Origin of the sequence: Acinetobacter sp. Q186-3, assembly GCF_013420655.1 — a bacterium.
GTDB classification, from domain to species: Bacteria; Pseudomonadota; Gammaproteobacteria; order Pseudomonadales; family Moraxellaceae; genus Acinetobacter; species Acinetobacter indicus.
Genome location: NZ_VOXS01000016.1, coordinates 16,326 through 39,763, shown reverse-complemented (window position 1 = coordinate 39,763; position 23,438 = coordinate 16,326). Strand labels below are relative to the sequence as shown.

At 45.3% G+C, this 23,438-nt stretch carries 19 protein-coding genes and 4 pseudogenes; 15 read left to right on the top strand and 8 right to left on the bottom strand.

Annotation, left to right across the window (positions count from 1 at the left end; all coding sequences use genetic code 11):
- Positions 1 to 2: 2 nt before the first annotated feature.
- Together FTT64_RS11920 and FTT64_RS11915 are read right to left on the bottom strand one after the other, a co-directional pair.
- The gene (locus tag FTT64_RS11920; protein WP_127800761.1) at positions 3 to 1,463 is read right to left on the bottom strand and encodes a TolC family protein; all 1,461 of its coding nucleotides are present in this window, start codon (positions 1,461 to 1,463) and stop codon (positions 3 to 5) included.
- Positions 1,464 to 1,634: 171 nt separating this feature from the next.
- Positions 1,635 to 2,123, bottom strand: a pseudogene (locus FTT64_RS11915) (IS3 family transposase); the annotation flags it as partial.
- Positions 2,124 to 2,150: 27 nt separating this feature from the next.
- Between FTT64_RS11915 and FTT64_RS11910 the strand changes: the two are divergent.
- Positions 2,151 to 2,635, top strand: a pseudogene (locus FTT64_RS11910) (IS3 family transposase); the annotation flags it as partial.
- Positions 2,636 to 2,649: 14 nt separating this feature from the next.
- On the opposite strand, the pseudogene FTT64_RS11905 reads toward FTT64_RS11910, so the two are convergent.
- Positions 2,650 to 2,748: pseudogene (locus tag FTT64_RS11905) on the bottom strand (IS1 family transposase); the annotation flags it as partial.
- 54 nt (positions 2,749 to 2,802) lie between these two features.
- Between FTT64_RS11905 and FTT64_RS14585 the strand changes: the two are divergent.
- Positions 2,803 to 2,940, top strand: a pseudogene (locus tag FTT64_RS14585) (IS982 family transposase); the annotation flags it as partial.
- 78 nt (positions 2,941 to 3,018) lie between these two features.
- Here the strand turns inward: FTT64_RS14585 and FTT64_RS11900 are convergent.
- Positions 3,019 to 3,627: a MarC family protein gene (locus FTT64_RS11900; protein ID WP_005177911.1), complete on the bottom strand. Its 609-nt coding sequence runs from the start codon at positions 3,625 to 3,627 to the stop codon at positions 3,019 to 3,021.
- 12 nt (positions 3,628 to 3,639) lie between these two features.
- Positions 3,640 to 5,676: a choline transporter gene (locus FTT64_RS11895; protein WP_180182427.1), complete on the bottom strand. Its 2,037-nt coding sequence runs from the start codon at positions 5,674 to 5,676 to the stop codon at positions 3,640 to 3,642.
- Between the two features lie 229 nt (positions 5,677 to 5,905).
- On the opposite strand from FTT64_RS11895, the gene betI reads away from it, so the two are divergent.
- From betI to FTT64_RS11875, 4 genes are all read left to right on the top strand, one after another.
- Entirely contained in the window at positions 5,906 to 6,490 is a 585-nt protein-coding gene (gene betI / locus FTT64_RS11890) for a transcriptional regulator BetI (protein ID WP_168400231.1), read from the top strand.
- A gap of 17 nt (positions 6,491 to 6,507) precedes the next feature.
- Positions 6,508 to 7,983 (top strand): betaine-aldehyde dehydrogenase, encoded by a 1,476-nt coding sequence (betB, locus tag FTT64_RS11885; protein WP_171526855.1) that lies wholly within the window; start codon positions 6,508 to 6,510, stop codon positions 7,981 to 7,983.
- A gap of 16 nt (positions 7,984 to 7,999) precedes the next feature.
- Positions 8,000 to 9,667, top strand: coding sequence for a choline dehydrogenase (gene betA, locus FTT64_RS11880; protein WP_127801582.1), 1,668 nt, complete (start codon positions 8,000 to 8,002; stop codon positions 9,665 to 9,667).
- 158 nt (positions 9,668 to 9,825) lie between these two features.
- Positions 9,826 to 10,599 carry a hypothetical protein gene (locus tag FTT64_RS11875; protein WP_152342388.1) on the top strand — a complete coding sequence of 258 codons (774 nt, stop codon included), beginning with the start codon at positions 9,826 to 9,828 and terminating at the stop codon, positions 10,597 to 10,599.
- Positions 10,600 to 10,622: 23 nt separating this feature from the next.
- On the opposite strand, the gene FTT64_RS11870 is transcribed toward FTT64_RS11875, so the two are convergent.
- Both FTT64_RS11870 and FTT64_RS11865 read right to left on the bottom strand, forming a co-directional pair.
- Positions 10,623 to 12,014, bottom strand: coding sequence for an ATP-binding protein (locus tag FTT64_RS11870; protein WP_180088433.1), 1,392 nt, complete (start codon positions 12,012 to 12,014; stop codon positions 10,623 to 10,625).
- A gap of 2 nt (positions 12,015 to 12,016) precedes the next feature.
- Positions 12,017 to 12,688 (bottom strand): response regulator transcription factor, encoded by a 672-nt coding sequence (locus FTT64_RS11865; RefSeq protein ID WP_016658141.1) that lies wholly within the window; start codon positions 12,686 to 12,688, stop codon positions 12,017 to 12,019.
- Positions 12,689 to 12,797: 109 nt separating this feature from the next.
- Between FTT64_RS11865 and dsbD the strand changes: the two genes are divergently transcribed.
- From dsbD to FTT64_RS11840, 5 genes are all read left to right on the top strand, one after another.
- Positions 12,798 to 14,780 (top strand): protein-disulfide reductase DsbD, encoded by a 1,983-nt coding sequence (dsbD, locus tag FTT64_RS11860; RefSeq protein ID WP_180182426.1) that lies wholly within the window; start codon positions 12,798 to 12,800, stop codon positions 14,778 to 14,780.
- Positions 14,777 to 15,619 (top strand): TlpA disulfide reductase family protein, encoded by an 843-nt coding sequence (locus tag FTT64_RS11855; RefSeq protein ID WP_180182425.1) that lies wholly within the window; start codon positions 14,777 to 14,779, stop codon positions 15,617 to 15,619. The genes dsbD and FTT64_RS11855 overlap by 4 nt, the downstream gene beginning before the upstream one ends.
- A 12-nt stretch (positions 15,620 to 15,631) precedes the next feature.
- Positions 15,632 to 16,372, top strand: a complete 741-nt coding sequence (dsbG, locus tag FTT64_RS11850) for a thiol:disulfide interchange protein DsbG (protein ID WP_373685945.1) — start codon at positions 15,632 to 15,634, stop codon at positions 16,370 to 16,372.
- A 319-nt stretch (positions 16,373 to 16,691) separates the two neighbouring features.
- Positions 16,692 to 17,570: an Abi family protein gene (locus FTT64_RS11845; protein WP_180182424.1), complete on the top strand. Its 879-nt coding sequence runs from the start codon at positions 16,692 to 16,694 to the stop codon at positions 17,568 to 17,570.
- Between the two features lie 3 nt (positions 17,571 to 17,573).
- Positions 17,574 to 17,735, top strand: coding sequence for a hypothetical protein (locus tag FTT64_RS11840; RefSeq protein ID WP_168417306.1), 162 nt, complete (start codon positions 17,574 to 17,576; stop codon positions 17,733 to 17,735).
- 197 nt (positions 17,736 to 17,932) lie between these two features.
- Here FTT64_RS11840 and FTT64_RS11835 read toward each other — a convergent pair whose 3' ends face one another.
- Complete coding sequence (locus FTT64_RS11835; RefSeq protein ID WP_180182423.1) at positions 17,933 to 18,940, bottom strand: OmpA family protein; 1,008 nt, start codon at positions 18,938 to 18,940, stop codon at positions 17,933 to 17,935.
- A gap of 659 nt (positions 18,941 to 19,599) precedes the next feature.
- Here FTT64_RS11835 and FTT64_RS11830 point away from each other — a divergent pair.
- The 4 genes from FTT64_RS11830 (at position 19,600) to FTT64_RS11815 (ending at position 23,086) form a co-directional block, all read left to right on the top strand.
- Complete coding sequence (locus FTT64_RS11830) at positions 19,600 to 20,586, top strand: DUF1852 domain-containing protein (protein ID WP_016658148.1); 987 nt, start codon at positions 19,600 to 19,602, stop codon at positions 20,584 to 20,586.
- A gap of 28 nt (positions 20,587 to 20,614) precedes the next feature.
- Positions 20,615 to 21,643, top strand: coding sequence for a methionine synthase (locus FTT64_RS11825; protein WP_104498182.1), 1,029 nt, complete (start codon positions 20,615 to 20,617; stop codon positions 21,641 to 21,643).
- 109 nt (positions 21,644 to 21,752) lie between these two features.
- Positions 21,753 to 22,244, top strand: coding sequence for a flavin reductase (locus FTT64_RS11820; protein ID WP_005177877.1), 492 nt, complete (start codon positions 21,753 to 21,755; stop codon positions 22,242 to 22,244).
- Between the two features lie 41 nt (positions 22,245 to 22,285).
- The gene (locus FTT64_RS11815; protein WP_180182422.1) at positions 22,286 to 23,086 is read left to right on the top strand and encodes a sulfite exporter TauE/SafE family protein; all 801 of its coding nucleotides are present in this window, start codon (positions 22,286 to 22,288) and stop codon (positions 23,084 to 23,086) included.
- Positions 23,087 to 23,438 lie beyond the last annotated feature (352 nt).

Below are 23,438 nucleotides of genomic sequence, written 5' to 3'. Positions count from 1 at the left end.
CATTAGCGAATATAGTGAGTGTTGGTATGTTGGATGTAGTTCGGAAATTCTGCAATCGAGCCATGGCTTTGTAATAGTGTGGCCAGTGACATCACATATTTGTAAGCATTCAAGGCAGTTTCGGCTCGTAGTCCGCTCAGCATATTTTGTGCATCGATGACCTGTATGGCGGTGCCCATATCTTCTTTAAAGGACAATTCTTGGATGCGTAAATTTTCCTGTGCGGCTTTCAAATTTTGTGCCAGAAGTGCATCACTTTGCTGTGCGCTGAGTGCTTCGCTATAAGATTTATAAATCAGATTTTCAATTTCCTGCTGGGTGCGTGCAGTGAGCAGTTCTGTGGCAGAGCGTTTGAGTTCGGCAGCCTGAATATTTTTGTTTTTATCGATCCCAGAAAACAGGTTATAGCGTGCGGCAACTCCGACAATCCAGTTTTCATTTTGATCCAGACTATATTCGCCAAAAGCAAAAACATTCGGTTTTTTAGCTGCTTGCTGGGCTTTGACATTGGCTTGAGCTAATTGAGTATCCAGCTGCATTTTTTGAATCAGCGCAGAGTTCTGACTAAAGGTTTTCAGCAGATGATTTAAGGCCTGTGGCTCGGTTTTATTGACAAATAAAGGCGTCGAAAGTTCGGTGATGCTACTTTCCTGAAGCAGATTATTCAGCTGGAACAGGGCAGCATTCAAATTGGCCTGTGTATTTTGCTGGCTGCGCTCGGCATTATTGCGTGCCACTTCAAACTGCATGCGGTGCCCTTTACTGATAAAACCTTGCTGTTCCATCTTTAAGGCATTGCGATAATGCTGCTGCATGGCATTCAGATTAAACAGCGCAGCTGCATGCAGTTGCTTTTGGAGCTGTACATTAAAATAACTTTGAATCAGTTCAAAACGCTGCGTGTCTTGCTGCTGTTTGTTGCTGAGCTGACTACGACCGACCTGAATATTGGCGATTTCTTTAGCGCTGCTTGTCAGCCCACCGGTATAAAGCGGCATCATGACTGAAATCGTCGGGCGAATCACCTGATCATCCAGCACGACATGCGAACTATCAGGAATTAAGCCCACCCCATTTTGAATAGGTTGTCTTAGACTATTTTTTAGCGGGTCAGCCAGCCCCCCTAAGTTCAGTTCATCAATTCTATTATTTACACCATCCGTTAAGGATTGCTCTAAATTATTTTTTAATGCACCCAAAGGCAGATCGAGTTCATTATGAAAGGCATACGCACGAACATTCAGGTCGACTCGTGGCAGACCTATACCTTTCACTGCTTCAGCTTCAAGTTTTGAAGCCTGTTCCAGACTTTGATAGGCTTGGCTGCTATAAGAATTTTGCAACAACTGACGTTCAGCGTCCTGAAAGCTGATGCTCTGCGCATGAGCAAAGCTGCCATACATCATCGATGCAAGCAGATTTAAACCCCAGACAAGCTGTCTTTTATTTTTCTTTAAGTTCATAAAGTCGCTAAACTGATTTAAAGCCGGTGATGTTATCCGGCTAGTATAAATCAAAGGTTCGCAGATAGAACTAGTGTAAAGTTATAGTATTGTTTCTTTTACATCTGTATGGCTTTGTTGCACAAGCCTATCTGAACCGTACCGGGTTTGTCGGAGACTTTTTTATTTAAGTTAGGCCACCTGACCTAACGGGTTAATCTTATCATAGTACATTGCTTCAAACTCAAAAGGCGATACATAACCCAGTGCACTGTGTACACGCTTTTTATTGAACCAATCTACCCAGTTGAGTGTCGCTAGTTGTACATCTGCTAAACCTTGCCAATCTGCTTTTAAATATTCAATCACCTCTGTTTTGTATAAGCCATTCACCGTTTCAGCCAAAGCATTATCGTATGAATCACCAGTTGTACCGACTGATGCTCGTAAATTTGCAGCTTCTAAACGATTGGTATAGCGAATAGAAAGATATTGAACACCTCTATCGGAATGATGAATCACATTCTTTGGCATGCCTCGATCGTGCAATGCTTGCTCAAGTGCATCGAGTACCATATCTGTATTCATCCGTGTAGATACTTTCCATCCAACAATTGCTCGTGAGAACACATCAATAATAAAGGCGGTATAGACCCAGCCTGAATTTGTTTGAATATAGGGGTGAGTAGACCAAAGGAATCTCACCCTTATATCCGCACTTATGAAGGGTGGCTATATCTCGCAGTTGTGATTGACCTGTTTTCACGTCTTGTTGTTGGCTGGTCTATGAAATTCAGAATTACGGCAGATCTGGTTTTAGATGCGTTATTGATGGCTTTGTGGCGAAGAAACCCAAAGAACAAAGTCCTAATCCATTCTGACCAAGGCAGCCAATACACCAGTCATGAATGGCAGACATTTCTCAAGCATCATAATCTTGAAAGTAGTATGAGTCGTCGACTTGCGCAGTACACTGCTCATGCCATGACAATGCTGTTGCCGAGAGCTTTTTTCAACTGTTAAAACGAGAGAGGATCAAAAAGAAAATATATGCATCAAGAACTGAGGCTAGGTCTGATATCTTTGAATATATTGAGATGTTCTACAATACAAAACGCAGGCATGGTTCCAATGATCAGCGTTCTCCATTAGATTATGAAAAGGCCCATCAAAAGATGATTATGTGTGTCTAGAATTTTGGTGGCTATTCACATTGATAGTTTTGCTTGCCATATAGTTTGAGGCCATTTTTCTTTTTACTGTTACTTAGACAGGTTGGACATTTGATTTCTAGTGTTATTTGCATCTCACTATCTTATCAAAAGCCAACCTGTTTTTTTCAGCATACTTTTTGAAACACCACCAAAAAACCAGGTTGAAAAAGTCAGCTTTAAGCTTGTCTGAAGAAATGACCATTGTCATTTTATTTCATCAATCCGGTTTTAGATTCTTCAAATATTTTTATTGCCAAATGATCGTTCCATTCTGGAAATCTGCTTTATTGTTTGAACCCCAATAAGCCAACTTTCCAAAATATGCTAAAAGGCTAAGTGGATTTCATCGAACTCAGGTTATTTTAGCTCTGCATAATTCCGCTGACACCGGTCACAATCATATCAATGGCAATGGTCCCAATCAGCAAGGCAGCCAGACGCCCGACAATATCGACATACAAATCAATATAATTGGAATGTTTATGCTGCAAATGATCATGCGCATATTTCATTAAAATAAGTAGGCTACAGGTCAGAAATAGCGTCACAAAAATCACCAGCACCAGTTGCCACAGGCTTAGCTGAATTCCGGTAATGACCGCGGCGCTGATGGTTCCCGGGCCAATCATAAACGGCATGGCAATGGTGCCGGCCAAATGATGTGGCGCACCGCGCATCACCCCAATGGTATCGGCGCCTTCAAACACATAGCGATAACCAATCACCAGAAAAATAATCCCGCCAAAAATCTGGAAAGATTCAAAACGGACATGCAGGACATCATGAAAAAAGGCTTCACCGGTTTTGGCGAAAATAATAAACACCACAAAGCTGATTAAACTGCCCTGAATCAGGGCGCGATTAAACACTCGGGCCTCGGAATTACGGATAATCCCGAGCATATAAATACTCATTAAAAACGGGTTTAATAATGAGAAAAACAGTGCAAAGGCGTGAAGCGATTCAGACATCCTACAGATTCCTTATTGATCCGGGTCTGGAAAGAGCGGGCGCTTGCCTGGACTAATCCGGTTGATGTGCAAGAACATCAAATGGCGCTCGTATTTATCCAGAATGTCGTTAATGACCTGTTCCTTGCTATAACCCACCAGATCATTGCCTTGCGAGCCTTCAAACAGATAGGTTTCCAGACGGTAATAGTATTTCTTGGTGCGTTTGCCGCGTGAACTGAAGTTGGGTGTGTCATAACGGATTGGCCAGATCTGGTAAACGAAGTTTTCTTCTTCATCCAGCTGAATGGTTAAATCCAGATGTGACAGTTCCGGTTCATCATCCAGGGCTTTTTCCGCCAGATCGACCTGAATGCCTTTGTTGATGAATTCTGTGGCCACCGCCTGCATTGCCGGTTTACAGACCTCTTCCAGCATTTGCTGGGTTTGCGATAAATTGGCATGCAGCATTACCCGGCTGAGGCGTTTTTTCCAGTTAAAGATGTCGACATTGCCGACCACGGGTGCCGCATTCATGCTGGTACTGGCCTGACGGAAATCTTCCAGTCTTAATGACTTGTACAGACCCGCCATGACAAAGAAAATCACAAAGCTAAAAGGCAGCCCCATAATAATGGTGGTGTTTTGCAGTGCAGTCACGCCATTGGCCATCAGCATGGCCAAAGTCAGTAAACCAATCGCCAGTGCCCAGAAGACACTTAACCAGCGCGGCGAATCATGTTCAATATTGCTAAATTTGGTGGTGAAATTCCCCAGCACCAGTGCCCCTGAATCGGCAGAAGTCACATAAAACAGCAAACCGGTAATGGTAGCGACGCCGGCCAGAAACGGGAACCATGGATATTGGGCAAGCAGGTCATAGAAACCATGTGCTGGATTGGCCAATACGGTGTTGGCCAGCTGGGTATTGCCATCAAAAATCACGCTGTGCAGGGCGCTATTTCCAAAAATCGACAGCCAGGTCAGGGTAAACAGCAGGGGAATAATTAAGGTACCGGCCACAAATTCGCGGATGGTCCGGCCACGGGAAATTCGCGCCAGAAACAGGCCGACAAATGGCGACCAGGCAATCCACCAGGCCCAGAAAAACAGGGTCCAGCTGTTCATCCATTCTTTCGGTTGCTGAAACGGAAAACTGGTTAAGGATAGTTGCGGGAACTGGCTAATATAGTCGCCAAAGTTCTGGATTAACGCTGCCAGTAAAAACTCGGTATTGCCCATCACCAGAATAAACAGCAGCAGACCAATTGACACATAAATATTGACTTCAGATAAAATTCGAAGACCTTTATTTACCCCAGAAGCCACTGAAATTGCAGTAATAATCACTGCAACGGCAATCAGAGCTGACTGGATCAGCAGGTTTTCCGGCACATCAAACAGTACATGCAGGCCATAGTTGAGCTGAACCACACCAATCCCGCAGGTGGTGGCAATACCGAAAATGGTGCCCAAAACGGCCGCAGTATCGACACTATGTCCAATCCAGCCATTAATACGCTTGCCAAAAATCGGATAAAGCGCCGAGCGGATGGTTAGCGGCAGGTTATAGCGATAACTAAAATAACCCAAAGCCACGCCAACCAGGGCATACATGCTCCAGCCAGTTAATCCATAGTGGAACAGGGTCCAGACCATTGACTGGCGCGCAGCCTCAAAAGTCTGGCCTTCGCCGACAGGCGGATTCATATAGTGAGACAGCGGTTCGGCCACCGAGAAGAACATCAGGTCAATCCCGATTCCGGCCGAGAACAGCATTGCCGACCAGCTCAGTAGGCTAAATTCCGGCTTGGAATGTTTGGGACCTAATTTGATGTCGCCATAACGCGACAGGGCAATAAACAGTACAAAGACCAGATATAAGGTGGCCGCCAGCAGGTAATACCAGCTAAAGGTCCGACTGACCCAGTTCAAGATTTGGGTAATGAGCTGATTCGCCTGGTCATTAAATAAAATCGTAACCAGCGAAAACAGCAGGATAAGTGTTGCCGAAAGAAAAAAGACAACTTTGTTCAGACTATCGGTCGTCTGTTCAGTTTTCTTTTGCATAAATCTGTGACCATATTTTTTTAATTCGGATCTACAGCGCAGTGTGTTTTGGCTTAACCAGACTATAGGCATGGCTCTCATTACAAACATTTGCAAATGAAAAACAAACTGAGCTGTACATCAGGAAGCAGACGGGACTATAATTTATTTTAATTGAACGTTCAATTAAAATAACGTTTTTATATGTTACCTTGCCTTGTGCATGATTTTTATTAGTCAGGTCGATCTTATGCCTAAAGTTGGTATGCAACCGATTCGTCGTCAACAGCTGATTGATGCCACCTTATCTGCCATTAATGAACTGGGTTTTGCTGAAGCGTCTATCAGCCAGATTGCCCAGCGGGCAGGTGTGTCTACAGGCATCATCAGTCATTATTTTCAGGGCAAGCATGGCCTGATTGAAGCGACCATGCGTTATTTGCTGCAACAGCTGGGCGATGCCATTTCGGCCAGTTTAAATGCCGCAGAAAACACGCCGGAGCAGCGCCTGATTGCAATTGTGCGTGCCAATTTCTCGGCCGAACAGACTGACAAAGCGGCCATGAAAACCTGGCTGGCATTCTGGGCCAACAGTATGCATCAACCTGACTTGCATCGTTTGCAGCAGGTTAACCATTACCGCCTGCATTCCAATATCAAGCATGAGTTTGCCAAACAGCTGGACCGCGATCAGGCCGAACGCGCCGCACAGGGTCTGGCCGCACTGATTGACGGTTTCTGGTTACGCGGTTCCTTAATGACCACTGAACTGGATGCCGATTTACCTATTCAGATTTGTGCCGACTATATCCGTCAGCAACTCAATATTCACTAAATTACGAGGAGAACCGATTGATGCAATTCAATACACAACGACCTTATATTCACGGTCAGTTTGTCGATGCTTCATCCTCTGAAACATTCCAAAGTATTAATCCGGCCAATGCTGAGGTGTTGGCCAGCATTCAAGCATGTAACCAGGCCGATGTTGATCGGGCAGTACAGTCTGCCAAACAGGGACAAAAAGCCTGGGCCGCCATGACTGCCATGCAGCGTTCCCGCATTTTAAATCAGGCCGTAGCCATTTTACGGGCACGCAATGATGAGCTGGCAGAAATTGAAAGCCTGGACAGTGGCAAGCCTTTAAGTGAAACCCGCAGCGTCGATATTGTAACCGGGGCCGATGTGCTGGAATATTATGCCGGCATTTTACCAGCACTCGAAGGCCAGCAAATTCCGTTAAGAGAAAGTTCTTTTATTTATACCCGCCGTGAACCGCTTGGTGTGGTGGCCGGTATTGGCGCCTGGAATTATCCAATCCAGATTGCGTTATGGAAATCTGCACCAGCCTTGGCCGCAGGCAATGCCATGGTGTTTAAAGCCAGTGAAATTACCCCACTTACCGCGTTAAAACTGGCCGAAATTTATAGTGAAGCCGGAGTACCGGACGGCGTCTTTAATGTGGTGACCGGTGGTGGCGATGTGGGTAGCTATTTAACTGAGCATCCGGAGATTGCCAAAGTATCCTTTACCGGCGGTGTGAGTACCGGTAAAAAAGTAATGGCACAGGCGGCGGCGTCCAGCTTAAAAGAAGTCACCATGGAACTTGGTGGAAAATCACCGTTAATTATCTGTGAAGATGCCGATCTGGATCTGGCTGCCGATATTGCCATGATGGCCAATTTCTACAGTTCTGGACAGGTGTGTACCAATGGAACCCGGGTGTTTATTCCTAGTGCATTAAAAGCCGCTTTTGAAGAAAAGATTCTGCAGCGCATTCCCTATGTGCGCATGGGTCAGCCTTTAGACCCGAACACTAATTTCGGGCCACTATCCAGCTTTGCCCATATGGAAAAAGTATTGCATTACATTGAGCTGGGCAAACAGCAGGGCGCTCGTCTGTTAACAGGCGGGCAGCGCGCAGCGGCAGCTGAATTTGCGCACGGGGCTTTTGTCGAACCCACAGTATTTACTGATTGTCATGATGAAATGTGCATTGTTCAGGAAGAAATTTTTGGCCCGGTTATGAGTATTTTAAGTTATGACAGCGAAGATGAAGTAATCCGCAGAGCCAATGCCACCACCTATGGTCTGGCTGCTGGTGTGGTCAGTCCGGATTTAAGCCGTGCCCATCGCATTATTCATCAGATTGAAGCGGGGATTTGCTGGCTGAATACCTGGGGTGAATCTCCGGCAGAAATGCCGGTTGGTGGCTATAAACAGTCCGGTGTTGGCCGTGAAAATGGTCTGGTGACCTTACAGCACTATACCCAGACCAAATCGGTTCAGGTGGAACTGAGTCCTTTCCAGTCTGTATTTTCAGCTTAAGGGAGGATCATGCTGCATGAACTATGACTATATTATTATTGGCGCAGGTTCTGCTGGGAATGTGCTGGCGGCTCGATTAACTGAAGATCCGGACACGACGGTGTTGCTCCTAGAAGCAGGTGGGCCGGACTACCGGCTGGATTTTCGTACCCAGATGCCTGCCGCGCTGGCTTATCCCTTACAGGGCCGGCGTTATAACTGGGCTTATCTGACCGACCCGGAACCGTATATGAATAATCGCCGCATGGAATGTGGTCGTGGTAAAGGCTTGGGCGGGTCCTCCCTGATTAACGGCATGTGTTATATCCGCGGCAATGCGATGGATCTGGAACAATGGGCCAGTTTGAAAGGACTGGAACATTGGAGCTATGCCGACTGCCTGCCTTATTATAAAAAGGCCGAAACCCGTGATATTGGCGGCAATGACTATCATGGCGACAGTGGTCCGGTACAGGTCGCCACCCCGAAAGCCGGAAATAACGAGCTGTTTCATGCCATGGTCGATGCTGCGGTACAGGCTGGCTATCCACGTACCGATGATTTAAATGGCTATCAGCAGGAAGGATTTGGCCCGATGGACCGTACCGTAACCCCACAGGGACGCCGTTCCAGCACGGCGCGTGGTTATCTGGATATGGCCAGACAGCGCCCGAATTTAACCATTCGCACCCATGCCATGACCAATAAAATTCTATTTCATGGCAAGCAGGCGGTGGGAGTCGAATATTTTCAGGGACAAAGTACCGCGCAGCCACTCCAAGTCTTTGCTGAAAAAGAAGTGCTGCTCTGTGGGGGTGCCATTGCTTCCCCGCAAATTCTGCAGCGTTCCGGTGTCGGTAATGCCCAGCATCTAAAAAGCCTGGAGATTCCGGTGGTTCATGATTTACCGGGCGTAGGTGAAAACCTACAAGATCATCTGGAAATGTATTTACAGTATCAATGCAAAAAACCGGTCAGCTTATATCCCGCCTTAAAATGGTATAACCAGCCAAAAATTGGTGCAGAATGGCTGTTTTTAGGTCAGGGTGTGGGTGCCAGTAACCAGTTTGAAGCGGGTGGCTTTATCCGCACTTCCGATGAGTTTGCCTGGCCGAATATCCAGTATCACTTTTTACCGGTCGCCATTAACTACAATGGCAGTAATGCCATTCAGCAGCATGGTTTTCAGGCGCATGTCGGTTCCATGCGCTCTCCATCCCGCGGTCGGGTCAAACTGCGCTCCAAAGATCCGTTTCAGCATCCAAGTATCCTGTTCAATTATATGAGTACCGAACAGGACTGGCGCGAGTTCCGTGATGCCATCCGCATTACCCGGGACATCATGCATCAACCGGCTTTAGATGCCTATCGCGGCGAAGAAATCAGCCCGGGCAAACAGGTACAAAGCGATGCCGAGCTGGACGAATTTATCCGTAACCACGCTGAAACTGCGTTCCATCCATCTTGCAGCTGCAAAATGGGTGAAGATGATATGGCGGTGGTCGATGGCTACGGGCGGGTACATGGGCTGCAGAACCTGCGAGTGATTGATGCTTCGATCATGCCGCTGATTATTACCGGCAACCTGAATGCCACCACCATTATGATGGCCGAAAAACTGGCCGATCATATTCGCGCCAAACCGGCGCTGGCCAAATCTACGGCGCCATTTTACCGGGCCAATACGCCAGTCCGGTCAATCTAGCCGCAACAGAACACTTTGATCTCTTAGATCATTTTGATGTGCATTTTTATACACATCCTTTTTTCTTAGTTAAAACCAGATACCCAACCATCCGCACAGCTCACGGTCCGATGGTTGGCTGGGATTTTTTACATTCAATCAGGTTAAATTTTAAAACAATGATTCCATTTACAAGAACGGTGGTCGCCGCCGGATGTCTGTCATGTATCAGCATGTCCAGCTGGGCCAATGATGCATCGTCTTCCTCTATTGATGTGTCCGGTCAGCTGACCGCAGTATCCAAATATGTGTCGCGCGGTCTGACCAATGCACCAGAAAATGAAGACCTGGCTTTGCAGGCCTCTTTAACCCTGGGTTACGGAAATTTTTACGCTGCTTATTGGGGCAGTACACTGGGTTATTCATACCGCGATTTACAACAAGGCCGGCAATACAGCACCGATAAAATGGAACATGATTTTATTGTCGGGCATGTGTCAGATTTTAAAGGCCTCACTTGGGATCTGTGGAATGCGACCTATTATTATCCGGGTGGGGACAGCACCACCTCCAATGAACTGGGCCTGCGTGTCAGTAAAAACCTGAATGAGCAAGCTACACTAACCTTCGGCGTGTCGACCTATTTATATGATGTGGTGTATATGAATCAGGGCGATACCTATGTCAGCCTGAACTATGCCCATCAGCTCAGCGACAAATTAACTGGAAATCTGGCCGTTGCCGGTTCCTATTTTAATGACTCCGGCAAATATGAAGGTCAGGAATTTTTAGATACCCAGACCGATACCGCTTTTCGTTTTGCCTCGGTCGGGCTGGATTATGCAGTTGCGCCGAATGTGAATGTCTTTTCCGATTTCATTCTTGGTGGCTATGACCGCAGTAAAATCAAACAGAAAAATCAGGCGGTTTGGGGCTTAAGATATAGCTTCTAATCTAGTCCCCAAGCATCAACCCTTTAATTGAGCGTGGAAGAGGGCTGTTCCGGCCGAATGCGAATGCTTAAACCCTGAGGAAGGTTCAGGCTTAAATCCATCTGGTAGTGATGATGTTGGAGCAGCGCTTTCACCAAAGCCAGCCCTAAACCATGACCCTGTTGCTGGGCAGATTTACGCCAGAAGCGCCGGGTCATCTGGGTCAGTTCAGCGCCAGTCAGCCCCTGACCATCATCTTGTACCAGCAGTTGCTGATTATGCATGGTAATTGCAATTCGGCTTAAACCTTGGGCATGTAGCAGGGCATTTTCCAGCAGATTTTTCAGAATCGTCTGCAAGCTCAGCGGTGGTAGTTGCAGGGTCTGCAGACTTTCCCAATCGACCTGCAATATGCTATTTAAATGTGGATAAACCGGACTTAATTCTTCCATCACTTGCCTCAAAACTGGTGCGACTTCGGTGGTTTCCGAATCTGGGGCGGCTTGCGCAGCGTCATGATCGGTCTGGCTCAGTAATAACAACTGTTCCAGCAACTGCTGATAGCGCCAGATACTGTTTTCGGCCTGTTTCAGGTTTTCAATCAGCTTGCTGGCCTGCGCCGGATTCTGTTCAACCATCATCCGGCTGAGTTGTACATGAGTTTTAATTGCAGTTAAAGGACTACGCAGTTCATGCGCGGCATAGGCGGTAAACAGTTTTTCATTTTCCAGACTATGGTGCAGATTCTGAATCAGCTGATTGGAATTATCGACAAAAGGCTGGACTTCTTTGGGAATTTTGCGCGCATCCAGATGTTGCAGATAATGCGCCGCATCTGACAGCGAATGCTGTTTATCTGCCAGTTGCTGGGCCATATCATCTAAAGGGCGGAATTCTTTACGCAAAATATGAATCACCAGCGCCATACAGATCAGTAGCGATAACACCAGCGGAATCAGCACCGATTGCAGAATCTGTTGCAATAAAGAGGCTCTAAGCACCAGCCGTTCTGCGGCCACCACCTGAATGTCGCCTTTACGCAGCACATAACTGCGCCATTCCACACCATTTTCCTGCCAGGTGCTAAAACCCGGTTGCTGTCCGGTCAGCTGCACCGGCGCACCGCGGGTACGAGCCACCACATACGGTCCCAAGGTAATATCCGAACTAAACACCGACACTTCACAGGCAATCAGGTTTTGCGCATGATACTGTTCGGCCACCTGTTTTAAGGAATCGGGATTAATTTCCTGGAGCGGCAAATGCTGAATCAGCCGCGCCACCATTTGTGCAGAGGCAAACAGGCGCTGATCCAGCGTATCTTGCAGCCGCTGCTGCAAATCATAATATAGCCAGCAAAACACCAGACTCCACAGGCTAAGAAACACCATCATAAACATGCTGACCAGCCGCCATTTTAAACTGTAGTTCTGCATGTTCAGCTCTCGGTTTCCGGCACTTTAAACATATAACCAACACCACGAATGGTCTGAATCAGCTGCGGCTCTAGTTTCTGACGTAAATGATAAATATGCACATTTAGCGCATTGCTCTCGATACTGTCCTGATAACCATACAGTTTATCGAGCAGCTGTTCATTTTTTAAAATCTGGTTGGGATGGCTCATTAGGGTTTCCAGCAGGCTGTATTCGCGTCGTGACAGAGTCACCGGCTGCTGCTGGAACGTCACTTCCTGGGTATCACGGTTTAACTGCAAATCACCTAGTTGCAACAGGTTGGAAGAAAAACCACGATTACGCCGTGCCAGCGCATGAATACGGGCAATCAGCTCATCCAGTTCAAAGGGTTTGGTCAGGTAGTCATCGGCCCCCAGATTTAAGGCTTCTACACATTGCCGGGTTTGATGCCGGGCGGTTAAAACCAGTACCGGCAGATGAATTTCATCCTGGCGCCACTGCTGCAGCAGTTCCAGACCATCCTGATCGGGCAGGCCCAAATCCAGCAGGCACAGGTCGACCGCACTTTGCCGGATAAAATAATCAGCAGCGCGTGCAGTGGCCACATGCTCGACTGAAATATTTAAATAGTCCAGCGCTGAACAGATACTTTGGGCAATATAAGGATCATCTTCGACCAGAACCACAAACATAGTTACTCTCCACCTGAAATCCTATTTTATAAATAATGAGCTATGTTAATGTTCTCTTAATTTAATCTTTTTAATAATGAATCGGGTTTTCTACAGAAAAATGGACGTCATGATTACGCGTGTAAGTGCTTTGCTTGTGGTTCTTTGTGCATTCTGGCCAGTCTGGTCACAGGCGCAGGAGTTCTTGCCACCCGATCAGGCGTTTCAGTTTCAGGCGCGTTCTATTAGTGATGATCAGGCGGAACTGCGCTGGACCATCGCCGAGGATTATTATTTATATCATGATCAGCTGCAGGTGCGTAGCGATGCCGGTGCGCTAAAATTACAGCTGCCAGTCCCGGAAGATAAGAACGATCCGACCTTTGGCCAGACCAAGGTGCATTATCATCAGGTCAAGACCACCATTACGGTCGCGCCAAACCAGCAATTTAAAATTCAGTGGCAGGGCTGTGCCGAAAGCGGTTTATGTTATCCGGTGCAACGCGCCACCATTCAGACCGATGCGCAAGGCTTGTTGCCCCAGTCAGATGCGCCTTCAAGCGAACGGCGTTTATTAAGTGCCGCCAAACCGGTCGCGCTGGATGCACCGGCTAAAATTGAAGCGGCACCAAGTAAACCTGAAAAAACAGTACTGACAACTACATCTGCTGCCGCCGAAGAAGCTGTCATTGAAAATGAGTCGATTGCCGCAGTAGAGAATACAGAGCCGACAAAACTCACTGATGCTGTCGCGGCTTCAGAAATTTCAGTCGTAGCGTCTAATCCGGTGCCGGCCAGTGAAATCGCAGGCGAGACACAAACGGCAGCCGCTGCGTCATTGCAATCTGAATGGAACAACGACCAGTATTTTTTCAATTTACTCTCGGAACATCATTTATTTTTTAATCTGCTGATTTTTCTCGGTTTTGGCATTTTACTGGCCTTTTTACCTTGTTCTTTGCCACTGATTCCAATTTTGTCTGGCATTCTGGTACAGCGTCATCGTGGTTATCGTGCTGCGTTGATTGCGCTGGCTTTTGTGCTGGGTATGGCCGCAGTGTATGCGGTGATGGGACTGGCAGTTGCGCAACTGGGCTATAGTTTCCAGCGCTGGTTCCAAAGCCCGATCTTTATTGGCATCTTTGCGGTGTTGTTTATCCTGTTTGCCTTGAACCTGTTTGGGGTGTATCAGCTGTCCTTACCACAGGGTTTATTACAACGACTGGACCGATGGCAGCAAAAACAGCAGGGCGGTACGCTGGTCGGTGCTGCGTTAATGGGGATAATTTCCGCGCTGATTGTAGGTCCGTGTATGAGTGCGCCTTTGGCCGGTGCCTTGCTGTTTGTATCGCAACTGGATCAGCCGGTACTCGGCGCGACCTATCTGTTTGTACTGGGTCTGGGTCTCGGGATTCCTTTATTTATTGCCGCCGTATTTGGCGCCAAATATTTACCGAAACCGGGCCTATGGATGGACCGGTTAAAATTCAGTTTCGGCTTTTTAATGCTGGCGCTGGCGGTTTATTTCGCCCGTCCATTGCTGCCGACCGTGGCCTATTTCCTGTTGATGGGTATTATTTTTCTGGCACTGGCGATTTACTGCTTCGATTTAATCCGCAGACATCTGCAAGGGAAAATTTCGCGTGTTGGCGTTATTGTGCTGGCGCTGGCCATGACCGCTATTGGTATTTGGCATATTCAACATGGCCTTCAGCAGATGGGTGCGGTCCATGCCCAGCAAACACTCAGCTGGCAAAAGGTGCATACCCAGCAGGAACTGGCACAGCTGCTACAGCAAAACAGTGGACGCAGTATCGTGATTGATGTCTATGCCGACTGGTGTGTGGCCTGTCAACCGGTAGAAAATGAAGTCCTGCCACGTACCGATGTACAGGCAGCCTTGCAGGATGTGGTGCGGATTAAACTGGATTTAACCGAGTATCATCCATCTCAAGATGAATTACTGCGTGACTGGCAGATTCTTGGTCCACCGACCATGATTTTCCTGGACAGTCAGCAGCAGGAACAGCGTACTTTACGTTTAACTGGTACCTTTAGCGCGACCCAACTTATTCAGCGCTTACAGCAACTTCAGCAGGCAAAAACACCATGATGGTTTCTGCAACGGCGCTGCATATAGGCCCACTGATGTTGCCTTGGCAGAATGTGCTGCTGCTCACCGGATTAGTGCTGGTGTATGGGGCAGGGCGATATTTCAGACAGAAACAGCAATGGCCTGAACCTAGCTGGCGCATCTTTAGTGACAGCTTGTGGACGTCATTCTGGGTGGGATTAATTGCCGCACGACTGGTTTTTGTACTAATGCATGCCGATCTTTATCTGGCGACACCACTGGATATAATCAAGATTCAGGACAAAGGCTTTCATTTTTATGGTGGATTGATTGCCGGCATTGGGTGGTTTTTATGGAAAAACCGGGCATTGGCCAATCTGCCTAAAGCGATATTGATCGCGCTATTTGTTGCGATCCAGCTTTGTCTGAACTGGGGTATTCAATCAGTCTTGCCACAGCAGAATCAGTATCCTGACCTGCAATTTCAAAATTTACAGCAGCAACAGGTGTCGCTACAGCACTGGGTTGGCAAACCGACCATCATCAACCTGTGGGCCAGCTGGTGTCCGCCGTGTCACCGGGAAATGCCGGTTTTACATCAGGCCCAGCAGGATTATCCGGACATTCATTTTGTAATGCTGAATCAGGGCGAAACGACTGACACGGTACAGGATTATCTGCGTCAGCATCGTTTTAATTTCCAGCATGTCCTGTTTGATCCTCAAGGTGACATGGCCACCCAGATGAATATGTATGGCTTGCCAAGCACCTTGTTCTTTAATGCACAAGGACAGCTCGTGCATCGGCATATGGGAGAACTGACCCAGCCGATGCTGCGTCGCTATATCAACGATCTTTCTGCTCCATCTTCAAAATAACAGGAAACTCTTATAAAAATGATCTATCCCGCTGTGTTGTTCCTGCTGCTGTTAAATACGACAGCATTTGCCCAGACTGATCTGAAAAAACAGATTGAGCAGGAAGGCTTTAAATTTATCAAGCAGATTGAAGCGCCAGAGCAAATGACCGGATGGGCCGGGCATATGCAGCAAAGTCCGGCGACCGTGTTTATTTCCAATGACCAGAAATATTACATTATTGGCGATTTGCACAATGCCAAGGGTGAGAACCTGACCATCAAAGCGCTTGAAACCCATGTTAAAGACGCCGTGCTGGATGATGTCTGGAAAAGTCTGGAGAACTCCACCTGGATTCAGGATGGACAAAAAGATGCGCCGCGGATTGTATATGTATTTTCAGACCCGAATTGTCCGTATTGCCATACCTTCTGGCAAAAGGCACGTCCGTGGGTGAAGGCGGGGAAGGTACAGCTTAGACATATTCAGGTGGCAGTCATTCGTGATGAGAGCCGCGGGCAAGTGGCGACCATGCTGATGGCTAAAAATCCGCAGCAGGTGTTTACCAGTTACAATGCCAACAAAGGGCAAAACAAGTTAAAAATTACCAAGAATATCCCTGCTGATATTGCTGCAAAAATAGATGCCAACCAGGAACTAATGGCTAAATATGGTTTCTTTGCCACGCCGTCAATGGTGTGGAAAAACCAGCAAGGCGAGTTTAAGTCCGCCCAAGGGATGACGGAGGATTTAAGAGAGATTTTTGAGAAATAAAAGGTTCATGAACAATGGCAGGTGTTGTTTAGGTTAGCGCTTGGGGTGTAAAAAATCTTCCCCTTGTGGAATGCTGTTCCTCACCTCTTTAATAAAGAGGGGGTTAGGGGAGATTAGATATAAAAAAGACCGTCGCTAAGGGCGGTTTTTGATCATAACTTGCTAATAATGACAATTGTCGCTATTATGTATTTAATACAGCCGCCACGCTTAGTTCTTCTTTTGAAGTCCGCGCAACCTTGGCGGTTTTTTATGCCTCGATTTTAGTGAATTATGTTAAAACCTTATAAATAAAAAGCCTTTATCATATGCTGAGCAAGTGCATCATCTACAGTCTAAAGGATTGAGTATTCATAATGTTGCTTGGGCTGAAGGAATATTGGCAAAATATGGTTATTATCGCTTAAGTGCATATTGGTATCCTTACCGAATAAGGTCAGGAAATAATGTCTTAGATCGATTCAAGCCGGGCACTTCGTTTGAAAAAATTGTGCAATTATATGAATTTGATACTGAATTACGATTACAAATATTCGGTGCTATCGAAATTATAGAAACGTTTTTACGAACGAAATTAACGTATTATCTCGGTCATCAATATGGTGCATTTGGTATCTACAATGCACAAAATTTTTATCCCAAATTTAACCATAGAAAATTTTTAGAAACATGCAACAAAGAAGTTGGACGCTCTAAATATACGTTCATCCAGCATTTTCAACAAAATTATGATGGTTTTCCTCAAATCCCAATCTGGATGCTGACTGAAGTTTTAAGTTTTGGTTCATTGTCATTTTTATATAGTGGTTTAATAAATAATAAGGCAAACAATAAAGAAGATAAGAAAGCAATCGCACAGTATTTTTCTTTGCATCATGAAAAATTAGCTAAATGGTTGCATATATTGACCTATGTAAGAAATATTTGTGCCCATCATGGACGGTTATGGAATAAAGAATTAGCAATTAAATCTAAAGCTGACAAAGATCCAAATTGGCAATCACCGATTACACCGACGAATAAACGTATCTTCTATGTACTCTTAATCTTAAAAACCTTGCCAAGACCGACAGGATTTGATTCAGAGTGGTGCAATCAATTGAATAAACTCTTAAAACCTATTGTGAAAGATGAAAATTGGCATGTTGCAATGGGTTTTCCTGATAATTGGGAAGAACATCCTATTTGGAGCTTATGAAATATGGTAAAAAAAATACCAGAATTTTTAGAAGGTCGTAGCCCTGATCGTCAAACTCGAATTTTAGAAAATGCAAAAATAATTTTAAAAGATTGTGTTATGGACGAAGAGGTTCATTTATTCCAACTACAGAAAAAGCGAAAAGTGAAGAAACTATCAGGATAACTTTAGCTGACTTAAGAGCTCGAGTTCACAAAAATCGCGCTTAAAAGCTTGATAAGCTTAAACCGCGTATCGCTTAGTCTATCAAGTCATTGACGCCAAAATTGTGGTGCTTGTTTTAGACGTTGACTGCCGTGACACCATTTATAAAAAGATGTAAAAAAGACCGCAATTGAGCGGTCTTTTTAGTATTTAGACTTTTATAATTTCACCAACTCCACCCGACGGTTTTTCGCCTTACCATCTTCAGTCGTATTATCTGCAACAGGCTGAGTATCCCCGAAACCTTTGGCTGTTAGGCGATTTGAAACGATACCTGCTTTGGTTAGGGCAGCAGCTACAGCTCGCGCACGTTGCTCAGACAGTTTTAAATTATGCGCCGCATTGCCTGTATTGTCAGTATGTCCGTAAATACCAAGCTTTAAATCGGCATTATCTTTCAGTAAAGCAATAATCTGATCTATTTGTTCTTGTGAGTCTGGCAAAATCTCGGCTTGATCTATGGCAAAGTTAATTTGCACACTCACTTTACTGTCCTGATCCAGACTTTGTTTCAGTGCACTCGACGTCAGTGCTTTGGCAGTGATATTTAAGGGCTGACTTTCCGCTACCATTAAACCCATATAGTGACCAGATTGCGCCAAATGGAACCAAATATTTTTATCCGCTTGTCGAATCACATACGTTTGCGCAGGGTAATTATAAATATCAGCCAAACCTGAACCATGTTGCACCCGAATGGCATCAGGCAGACTGTTGGCAAGCTCTTTGGGGATTTGACTATTGGCAACTTCTACACCGCCAAGCTGTTTAATTACCGCATCAAGATTACGCTGTATTTCTAAATAACTGCCTTCTTTATAATCTGATTTAGCGGTAATACCCGAACTAAACAGTTTTCCTTCAACCCAGTGAAAGTCATGTCCTGTCCAAAACGGCACACGTTCAAACTTTCGATTTTCATCATTCTGATAGCGATAACCCTGTGGTAACTCAATATAAGGAAACTCGCCAAGCACTGCGGTCGAAATGGGGATGTTATTCAGATCAAAATCTGGGCTGGCTTTGGCAGTTTCATTTGAATCCGATGTGATTTCAGAAGTACTGACTTCAGTTTCAGCCTGATCAGAAGCCGGTTTGGTACAGCCATACATAAGTGCCAGTACACAACTTAAACTTAGCCCCAAAATTGTTTTTTGAAAAGTCATCAGATATTTCCTTATTTTACTGATCTCAATATTCTGCTTATATTTTAAACAGTATAGCTGAGCCGGTTTAAATTTTCATTTCTTAGAGAAGCTGAAAGTCGCAAAGTCGTTTCTCAAGGAAATTGGGCTACAGAAGAACACTGCATCTATTCGTTTAATAGGAAGGTAAATCACTGATCATTTACAAGCTAAACCCCTTGATTTTTCCTCATCTTCAACTGAGCCAAATTCATGTTGATGCTTTTATAGACATTCTTATATAAGCGCCGTTTGACCTAAACAGACCAGATCCAAATATTTAGGCGAGCCAATTTTTTATTCCATCAAGAAGCTCATTTTCTTCAACAAAATGTGAAGATATTTAGCTACAATAAAAATTATAAATAATTGTTTTTATTAAAATTAAAAAAATCTATTTTGATTCTAAATCTAGCTTTTTGGCCTTTTTCCAGCAAGAAAAATTGGACTCGATTGATGACTCATAGGGCAGTCTATTTTTCTATATTTTCGCCTTAAATAACGCTATTCAAATCAAAACATGAATTTAATTCACTATTAACTTAGATTAAATCATTTTTATTCATCTTAGGGTTCACGTATAACTAAAACCAGAAAGACATTCAGATTTTTATTTTTAGATATTTAAAGCGGTGGAACAGATGAGTCAACAGTTTGCATGTTCAATTAAACGTATTCGTTTTGATGAAAACTATCAACCAGCGGACAGTACCCGTTTAACAACCAACTTTGCCAATCTGGCACGTGGCGAAAGCCGTGAACAGAACCTGCGTAACACGCTGCGCATGATCAATAACCGTTTTAATGCCTTGGCACATTGGGATAATCCGAAGGGTGACCGTTATTCACTGGAAATTGATATTGTGTCTGCAGATCTTGATGTCGAAGGCAATGGTAACGCCTTTCCAGCCATTGAAATGCTGAAATCGACGATTGTTGATCATCGTACCAATCAGCGTATTGAAGGCATGATCGGAAACAGTTTTTCATCGTATGTACGTGATTATGACTTTAGCGTGCTTTTATTGTCCCAAGGCCATAAAGCCGGGGAAATGCCTGACAACTTTGGTGATTTGCACGGCAAGCTGTATCAGTACGTGGTGAATTCCGAGGCGTTCCAGTCACAGTTTAATAAACAGCCGGTGATCTGCCTGAGCGTATCGACCACCAAAACCTATTATCGTACCGCCAATATTCATCCGGTGTTAGGGGTTGAATATCAGCAAAATGAATACTCAAGAACAGATCATTATTTCGCAAAAATGGGTTTAACTGTTCGCTATTTTAAACCGGAAAATAGTGCTGCACCTTTGGCGTTCTATTTTAGCGGTGATTTATTGGCGGATTATACCGATCTTGAATTAATCAGCGCGATTAGCACCATGGAAAGCTTCCAGAAGATTTATCGTCCTGAAATTTATAATGCCAACTCGACTGCAGGTCAGGTCTATCAACCTAGTCTTGAGTACCCGGATTATTCCTTAACGCAAATTGTCTATGACCGTGTCGAGCGTAGCCAGCTGGCCGTAAAACAGGGCAAATGGACAGAAGAACACTTTATTAAACCGTATCAGCACATTCTGGAACAGTGGGCTGCCAGCTACGCCGTAGCAACCAACGCTGCTTAATTCAACGTATAGAGATAGAAGATTAAAGATGAGCATTTTACTCCCAACCTCAACCGCAGGCAGCTTACCGAAACCATCCTGGCTGGCAGAACCGGAAAAACTCTGGTCGCCATGGAAACTTGAAGGCGATGCACTGCGTGAAGCCAAACAGGATGCCTTGAGCCTGTCACTGCATGAACAGTTACTGGCCGGAATTGATATTGTCAGCGATGGTGAGCAGACCCGTCAGCATTTTGTCACCACCTTTATTGAACATCTCGAAGGTGTGGATTTTGAAAAACGGGAAACGGTGCGTATTCGTAACCGTTATGATGCCAGCGTACCTTCGGTGATCGGTGAGGTGGCCCGGAAACAGCCGGTGTTTGTGGAAGATGCCAAGTTTTTACGCAGCCAGACCACTCAGCCAATTAAATGGGCTTTGCCGGGTCCAATGACCATGATTGATACCCTGTACGATGGTCATTACAAAAGCCGTGAAAAACTGGCCTGGGAATTTGCCAAAATCCTGAATCAGGAGGCAAGGGAACTCGAAGCCGCTGGGGTCGATATTATCCAGTTTGATGAACCTGCTTTTAACGTGTTCTTTGATGAAGTCAATGACTGGGGTGTGGCCACGCTGGAACGCGCACTGGAAGGTCTGAAATGCGAAACCGCCGTGCATATCTGCTATGGCTATGGCATTAAAGCCAATACCGACTGGAAAAAAACCTTAGGCTCTGAATGGCGTCAATATGAAGCCGTGTTCCCGAAACTGCAACAATCCAAAATTGATATTGTTTCGCTGGAATGTCAGAACTCACGCGTACCGATGGACCTGATTGAGCTGATCCGCGGCAAAAAAGTTATGGTTGGCGCTATTGATGTGGCCACCAACCAGATTGAAACCGCAGAAGAAGTGGCCAATACCTTGCGTAAAGCTTTGCAGTTTGTTGATGCCGACAAGCTTTATCCATCGACCAACTGTGGTATGACGCCGTTATCGCGTCAGGTGGCGCAAGGTAAACTTCGTGCTTTAAGCGCTGGCGCCGATATTGTGCGTCAAGAATTGAGTGCTTAACGCGCAGGCACATCATGTGGCAGAGCTGATGGGAATGGATGGAAAACATCTGGCCCATCCGCTTAACAACCATTTCAAGCATAACCCAAGAAAATGAAGGAATCCGGTGATGATTGAAGCAGCAGACTTTAGAAATGCCATGTCTTTGCTCAGCAGCGCGGTCAATGTGGTGACCACGGCAGGGGCGTCTGGTGTGCATGGATTTACCGCATCTGCCGTGTGTAGTGTAACCGATACACCACCGACCTTATTGGTTTGCATGAATCAGGCTTCACGCTCACACGCCCATTTTATTGAAAATAAAATCTTGAGCGTGAATGTGCTAGGCGCGCAGCATCAACAAATCTCCAATGTCTTTGCCTCCAAAATGAAGTCTGAAGAGCGCTTTCAATATGGAACCTGGACTGAGCTGGAAACCGGCGCGCCGGTGTTAACAGATGCCTTGACCAGCTTTGATTGCGAGATTGAGCAGATTCAGCAGGTGGGTACGCATAGCATTTTTATGTGCCGTGTGCTGGCCATTCAGCACAGTCAGCAAGAACATGGTCTGGTGTATTTTAATCGTGCCTATCATCAGGTTGGTGAGCTGGAACTTGCTTAAGGCGCCTTGTCTTTAATTTCAAATTATTCAGTCAGTATTTCGTGGAAATTATCATTTTTTTAATTATCGGGGCATGCGCAGGTTTTGCCGCTGGGCTGTTTGGGGTCGGTGGCGGAACAATCATTGTACCACTGTTATATATCGTGTTTATGCAGATGGGTTATAGTCCGGATGTGATTATGCATTTGGCTTTAGGTACATCGCTAGCAACTATTGTGATCACCTCTATCAGTTCATTGATGGCGCACCATAAGAACGAGGCAGTGCTGTGGCCAGTCTTTAGACATCTAGCTCCGCCTATGGCCATTGGATGCTTTTTCGGTGCAGGGATTGCCGGTTTAATTTCGGGCTTACATTTGCAGATTGTGGTAGGAATCTTTCTGATCTGGGTGGCGTATACCATGTTTACAGGTAGCAAAAAGCCGGCAGAGCAGGGGCGAACCTTGCCCACAACCGGTCAACAAATCGCTGCAGGTTCGGGAATTGGTTTTGCTTCAGCCATCTTTGGGATTGGCGGTGGCAGCTTGACCGTACCGTATCTCAACCGTTATGGCGTGGTCATGCAACAGGCAGTAGGCACATCTGCAGCCTGTGGTTTCCCCATTGCAGTTGCCGGTGCTTTGGGATTTATGATTTTTGGGATGCAGGCGCAGGTGAATGTGCCCAATACTATTGGCTTTGTTCATATTTATGCTTTTCTTGGTATTAGCATTATGAGTTTCTTTACTGCCAAACTTGGGGCGAAAACAGCACATGCATTATCGCCACAAATCCTGAAAAAATGTTTCGCCGTGTTATTGGTGATTGTGGGCTGTTTCTTTCTGGTTAAGGGTTTGGGTTAAGCTGAAGGCAATTGGAAGATAACGAATACGCTCATAATAGTGGTTTGATTATAGAGCGTATGCTTCTCAGCAGATTCATGATCTAAATAATTATCTTTAGAAGGAGCTTCCTGTTCAATTTGGATTACTTGATTTACTTAGAAGAAGTCGGTTACCTCAATTAAAAATAGATCAATAAATATTAATTTTTTTCATTTCAAAGCAGTGTTCATTGTCTGTTTTATGAAATTTTTCCTGTGAAGTTTCAAGCCAGGAAAGTACTCAATAAAATTTTTAAATAATAATTTTACATCATTAATAATAATGATTATCATTTGCCACAAAATTAAAAATTGCAATCTAGGGAATGAAA

Bases quoted from the DNA above. Each gene is read 5' to 3' on its own strand.
- FTT64_RS11920 (WP_127800761.1), bottom strand. From the start codon at position 1,463: ATGAACTTAAAGAAAAATAAAAGACAGCTTGTCTGGGGTTTAAATCTG.
- FTT64_RS11900 (WP_005177911.1), bottom strand. From the start codon at position 3,627: ATGTCTGAATCGCTTCACGCCTTTGCACTGTTTTTCTCATTATTAAAC.
- FTT64_RS11895 (WP_180182427.1), bottom strand. From the start codon at position 5,676: ATGCAAAAGAAAACTGAACAGACGACCGATAGTCTGAACAAAGTTGTC.
- betI (WP_168400231.1), top strand. From the start codon at position 5,906: ATGCCTAAAGTTGGTATGCAACCGATTCGTCGTCAACAGCTGATTGAT.
- betA (WP_127801582.1), top strand. From the start codon at position 8,000: ATGAACTATGACTATATTATTATTGGCGCAGGTTCTGCTGGGAATGTG.
- FTT64_RS11875 (WP_152342388.1), top strand. From the start codon at position 9,826: ATGATTCCATTTACAAGAACGGTGGTCGCCGCCGGATGTCTGTCATGT.
- FTT64_RS11870 (WP_180088433.1), bottom strand. From the start codon at position 12,014: ATGCAGAACTACAGTTTAAAATGGCGGCTGGTCAGCATGTTTATGATG.
- FTT64_RS11865 (WP_016658141.1), bottom strand. From the start codon at position 12,688: ATGTTTGTGGTTCTGGTCGAAGATGATCCTTATATTGCCCAAAGTATC.
- dsbD (WP_180182426.1), top strand. From the start codon at position 12,798: ATGATTACGCGTGTAAGTGCTTTGCTTGTGGTTCTTTGTGCATTCTGG.
- FTT64_RS11855 (WP_180182425.1), top strand. From the start codon at position 14,777: ATGATGGTTTCTGCAACGGCGCTGCATATAGGCCCACTGATGTTGCCT.
- FTT64_RS11840 (WP_168417306.1), top strand. From the start codon at position 17,574: ATGGTAAAAAAAATACCAGAATTTTTAGAAGGTCGTAGCCCTGATCGT.
- FTT64_RS11835 (WP_180182423.1), bottom strand. From the start codon at position 18,940: ATGACTTTTCAAAAAACAATTTTGGGGCTAAGTTTAAGTTGTGTACTG.
- FTT64_RS11830 (WP_016658148.1), top strand. From the start codon at position 19,600: ATGAGTCAACAGTTTGCATGTTCAATTAAACGTATTCGTTTTGATGAA.
- FTT64_RS11825 (WP_104498182.1), top strand. From the start codon at position 20,615: ATGAGCATTTTACTCCCAACCTCAACCGCAGGCAGCTTACCGAAACCA.
- FTT64_RS11820 (WP_005177877.1), top strand. From the start codon at position 21,753: ATGATTGAAGCAGCAGACTTTAGAAATGCCATGTCTTTGCTCAGCAGC.